We start from the raw sequence: 4,723 nt of genomic DNA, 5'->3' as shown, positions 1-4,723 counted from the left end.
CGAGAAGCAGAAGAGGTCCAAGCCGAAGCCTCGGCAGAAGGTGCCGGTGGAGGCTGTCGCGCGGCGGGCTGTGAAGAACTTGAAGTTGCCGAGGCCAGTGATCCGTACGAGTCCGGATGAAGATTTTGTGCAGGTGGTACGGGTTCCGACATGGATGTGGCTGGAGCAAGGCTCATGGCGGTCTGTAGCGGAGACTGTGAAGGTGCCCGGTTTGAGGGTGACCGCGACTGCTCGGCCGCGTGAGGCGGTGTGGTCGATGGGTGAGGGCGGCGTGGTGACTTGCTCTGGGCCCGGGACTGAGTACTCGGCCAGGTTGCGGGCGCAGGGAGCGTCGCCAGATTGTGGCTACACCTACCGGGTGTCGTCGTTGGGCGAGCCCGATAGGGCGTTTACGTTGTCGGTGCGGGTCACCTGGGATGTCGAGTGGCATGGCGGAGGGCAGGCTGGGCGGGTGCCGGGGCTGGCGATAGCCGCCGAGAGGTCGCTTGTCGTTGATGAGGTTCAGGCAGTCGTCGTGCGCTGACCGCGCTGGGGACGCACCGCTCCGCGTGATGCGGGGCTTATGAGTTCAGCAAGTTTCCTCTTCCTGTGGAGTAATTGTGGGTACCTCCATGTCACCTTCGCGTCCGAGAGAGGGTGCCAGGTTGCCGGGGGCGCGCTCTGATCCCGCACGGCGAACGACGTCAACCGTGGGGCGGCGCAGGCCGGGTTGGATCTGGGCTGGTGTGGGGACAGTGGTTGTCTCTGCGGTCGGATTCTCCCTCTTCGCGTCGGCGGCAGGCGAGCGGGAGAAGGTGCTGGTGCTGACGCGGGATGTGCCGGCGGGAGATGTCCTCGAGGTGCGTGATCTGCGGCAGGCTGAGGCTGCGTCGGAGACCGGGGTCGTGCCAGCTGCCGACAGTGCCGAGGTACTGGGTCGGCGGGCACGGGTGCCGCTGGTGGCTGGGTCGTTGCTGGCACCAGGGCAGTTCGGTGGCCAGCGGGCCTATCCGCCCGAGGGCCAGTCGGAAGTGGCGTTCGCGATCGAAGCGGGAAGCGCTTCGCCGCACGTGACGCGTGGCGACCGGGTCGCTGTCTTGGAGGGGCCGGACGGTGCAGGTACACCGGCAAGCGATGAGGAGGAGACGGCGGCTCCCGTTGTCGGCACAGTGGCGGAGGCGAAGGCTCCTGAGTCCCCGGGCGGTGCGCGGACGGTGACGGTTTTGATGGAGACCGGTGCGGTGCGGCGCGCTGCGGGGATCGAGCAACCCCGTGTGGTGGTGCTTCCAGCTGAAGGGCGGGAAGCACCGTGAGGCGTTTGATCACCCTCGGGTCGGTCAAGGGCGCGCCCGGGGTGACGACGGCAGCGCTGGCCGTGGCCGCGGCATGGCCGGAGCACGCGGATGGCCATGTGCGGCCGGTGGTGGTGGAGGCGGATGTCTCTGGCGGTGATCTGACGGTCCGGTTCGGGTGTCCGCACATGCCTGGGTTACTCGACCTTGCCACCGCGGCACGGAAGGAACAGCCAGGTTCTTTGCTGGCAGCGACAGCGGATCTGCCCTTCGGTGTTCGTGCGGTGGCCTCGCCAGCGGGTGGCAGGGCGTGCGCTGAAGCTGTCCGTTTGGTTGCCGAGTCCGGGCAGCGGGTGCTGCTGGGGGAGGGGGCCGATCAGGGCACGGTCCTGCTGGATGTGGGCCGTGTAGGGGAGTGCGTAGAGGGCCTGCTGGGTGCCTCCGATGCCGTGGTGCTGATTTCCCGAGGTGGAGCGGACGCGCTGGCGCACACGTATGCGCACCTGGCAGAGGCAGGCCAGCAGGCGGAGCAGTACGTGCTGCTCGTGGTCGGTCCGTGCCCTTACAGCCCGGGGGAGATCACGGCGACGCTCGGTGTGGGCCGCGTCGTCTTCCTGCCCTGGGATCCGAAGGTGGCCGATGTCCTGGCTGGGCGGTCTCGTTCGGCGTTGCGGACCAGCGGCTGGCGGACGGGGCGGTTGATGGCAGCGGCTCGTGAGGTCGCCCAGCTGCTGACAGGGACCGGCGAGGTCGGAGTGAAGGGCCTTGGCGGTGATCTCGCGAGAGCGGGCGCTGTTCCATCTGCCAGCAGTTTCCTGCGTCGCGGCTTGGCGGGTCTGGCAACGAAGGAGACCGGTTCGTGAGCACGGTGACGGAGCTCTCTGACGAGCGGGAGCTGACCGCCGCCGTGCGCGGGCGGGTCGTGGCGCGCTTGGCGGAGTATGCGGATGAACGAGAAGCTGCGGGACTGCCGCCAGAGGCCGAGTCGCAACGTCGGGTGACGGTCGAGCGGTTGGTCGATGAGGAGCTTGGGGCGCGGGCCCGCGAGGCGCTGGTCCGCGGGGGTGGCGCCCTGGACCGCGCGGCGGAAGAACGCGTCGCGCAGGCGGTCACTGACGCGTTGCTCGGGACAGGCACGCTGGAGCGGCTGCTGGCGGATGAGTCAGTGGAGAACATCTGCGTCAACGGGTGTGAGGTGGTCTGGATCCGCTCCGCAGATGGCATCTGGCGTCAAGGAGCACCCGTAGCGGCCTCGGATGACGATCTGGTCGACCTGGTGCGCGCCCTGGCGGCGCGGGTGGATGGCGAAGAGCGCCGCTTCGACCGAGGGATGCCCCGGCTCAACCTTCAGCTGCCGGACGGCTCGCGCCTGTTCGCGGTGATGGCCGTCACTGGTCGCGTCTCCTTGTCGGTACGCCGCCACCGGTTTCCGGCGGCATCGATGGACGACCTGGTGCGCCTTGGGGTGTGTGACCAGGCCATGGCCGCCTTCCTCACAGCGCTGGTGCGGGCACGGAAGAACATCATCATCGGCGGCGGCACCAATCTGGGAAAGACCACGGTGCTGCGCGCCTTCGCTTCCCAGATTCCCTCGACCGAGCGCCTGATCACCATCGAGGACACTTTCGAACTCGGCCTCGGCAACGATCGGGCAGCGCACCCCAACGTGGTGGCGATGCAGGCCCGTGAGCCCAACATCGAGGGCCAGGGCGCCATCGACCAGGCGGAGCTCGTGCGCTGGGGACTGCGCATGTCGCCCGACCGTGTCATCGTCGGAGAGATCCGCGGCAGCGAAGTCATCCCGATGTGCAACGCGATGAGCCAAGGCAACGACGGCTCACTGTCCACGATCCACGCCTCCACTTCCCGCGGGGTCTTCACCAAGCTTGCCGCCTACGCGGCCCAAGCGCCCGAGCGGCTGTCGCTTGAGGCCACCAATCTGCTGGTGGCATCCGCAGTTCACTTCGTGGTGCACCTGGGGTGGGACGCCGAGGGGAAGCGTGTGATCGACTCGGTGCGCGAGGTCGTCGATGCCGACGGAGCTCACCTGGTCTCCAACGAGGTCTACCGCCCCGGCCCCGAGGGCCGCGTGGTCCCCGCCACGCCCTTGCGAGCACAGACACTTCAGGAGCTGATCGCGGCAGGCATGGACGCTCAGGCTGCGGGCTTCACCTGGTGGGGGGATGGCCAATGACCGGCTCACGACTGGGCGAGGCGGCCATCGTCGTCGCCACGATCCTGGGTGCCGCCTTCGGCACCGGCCTCCTGCTGATCATCACCGGTGCACTACGCCGACCCGCCCGCGATGCCGCCACGACTGGCTGGTGGCAGCGGGTATGTAGCCACCTGCCCGCGGAGTGGAACCGGCGCCGCCTCGTTGCCGCCCTGGTCGTTGGAGTGGCGGCAGGAGCGTTGACGCGGTGGCCGGTAGCGGCCGTGCTGACCACCGCGGCCCTGCTCACACTGCCTGGACTCCTGGGCCCGGATCGGGCGGCTGCTCGGCGGACGGAACGGATGGAAGCACTCGCGCTGTGGACGGAAATGCTGCGCGACACGCTCTCCGCCGCTGCCGGGCTGGAACAGGCCGTCCTGTCCACCGCCGACATCGCCCCTGCCGCGGTGCAGCGCGAGCTGAGGACCTTGGTCGCCTCGATCCGCTCCGGCCAGCCCCTGCCCGCCGCGTTGCGGACCTTCGCCGACGAGGTCGACGACCCGCTCGCTGACCTGGTGGTCGCCGCCTTGGTCATGGCAGCCGAACGCCAGGCCAGCCAGCTCGCCGCACTCCTGGGAGAACTGGCCGACTCGGTGCGCGAACAGGTAGCCATGCGCCAGCGGATCGACGCAGGCCGCGCCAGCATCCGCACTGGAGTGAGAGTCACCGTAACCGTCACCCTCGCAATGGCCGTCGGCCTGACCGTCTTCAACCGGCCCTACCTGAACCCCTTCAACAGCGTGGCCGGCCAGCTGGTCCTGGGCGTCGTCGGAGTCCTGTTCGCCGCCTCCTTCACCTGGCTGACCGCCATCGGCCGCATCGAGGAGCCGGTACGCATCCTTGGCTCCACCCCTGCCAAGACTGCACACGCCACGGGGAGAACACGGTGATCACGATCGTGCTGGGCGCGGTATTCGGCGCCGGGCTCGTGGCCGCCGCCTATGGGCTGCGTCCGCCACGGCCCGCGCTCGCGGACGTGCTCGCTGCCCTCGACGCACCACCGCCGAAACCGGCGAGCAGCGCGAGGGAAGAGGACACGGAGTGGGCCACGCGCCTGGGCCGTAAGGCTGTGCCGCTGGTGCGGGCGCTGGGCTTCCCGACCGCTTCCCTGCGCGCGGACCTTGCTGCGTGTGGGACGGACGTGGACAAGCACCTTGCGGGCAAGGCAACCTGCGCCGCCGCCGGGCTGCTGACACCATGGGCCGCGGGCGCACTGGCACGCTTCGGAGCCGGTCTCGAT

Annotated in this window: 4 protein-coding genes and 1 pseudogene; all 5 read left to right on the top strand. The window is 69.1% G+C overall.

Features of this window, described 5'->3' with window-relative positions:
• The first annotated feature begins 794 nt into the window (after nt 1-794).
• Nucleotides 795-1,292, top strand: a complete 498-nt coding sequence (locus tag JK363_RS40910; RefSeq protein WP_307822108.1) for an SAF domain-containing protein — start codon at nt 795-797, stop codon at nt 1,290-1,292.
• The gene (locus JK363_RS40905; protein ID WP_201883404.1) at nt 1,289-2,134 is read left to right on the top strand and encodes a MinD/ParA family ATP-binding protein; all 846 of its coding nucleotides are present in this window, start codon (nt 1,289-1,291) and stop codon (nt 2,132-2,134) included. The genes JK363_RS40910 and JK363_RS40905 overlap by 4 nt, the downstream gene beginning before the upstream one ends.
• 44 nt (nt 2,135-2,178) lie before the next feature.
• Nucleotides 2,179-3,465 carry a TadA family conjugal transfer-associated ATPase gene (locus tag JK363_RS40900; protein ID WP_307822107.1) on the top strand — a complete coding sequence of 429 codons (1,287 nt, stop codon included), beginning with the start codon at nt 2,179-2,181 and terminating at the stop codon, nt 3,463-3,465.
• Complete coding sequence (locus JK363_RS40895) at nt 3,462-4,373, top strand: type II secretion system F family protein (RefSeq protein ID WP_201883403.1); 912 nt, start codon at nt 3,462-3,464, stop codon at nt 4,371-4,373. Before JK363_RS40900 ends, JK363_RS40895 begins: the two co-directional genes overlap by 4 nt.
• Nucleotides 4,370-4,723: pseudogene (locus tag JK363_RS40890) on the top strand (type II secretion system F family protein); the annotation flags it as partial. The gene JK363_RS40895 and the pseudogene JK363_RS40890, both read left to right, overlap by 4 nt.

It is taken from the genome of Streptomyces coffeae, from assembly GCF_016741875.1.
Classification (GTDB): domain Bacteria; phylum Actinomycetota; class Actinomycetes; order Streptomycetales; family Streptomycetaceae; genus Streptomyces; species Streptomyces coffeae.
The sequence above is the reverse complement of the archived record's forward strand: the minus strand, read 5'-3'. Positions and strand labels throughout refer to the sequence as shown.

Coding starts and splice junctions, on each gene's coding strand:
- JK363_RS40895 (WP_201883403.1), top strand. CDS start 3,462: ATGACCGGCTCACGACTGGGCGAGGCGGCCATCGTCGTCGCCACGATC.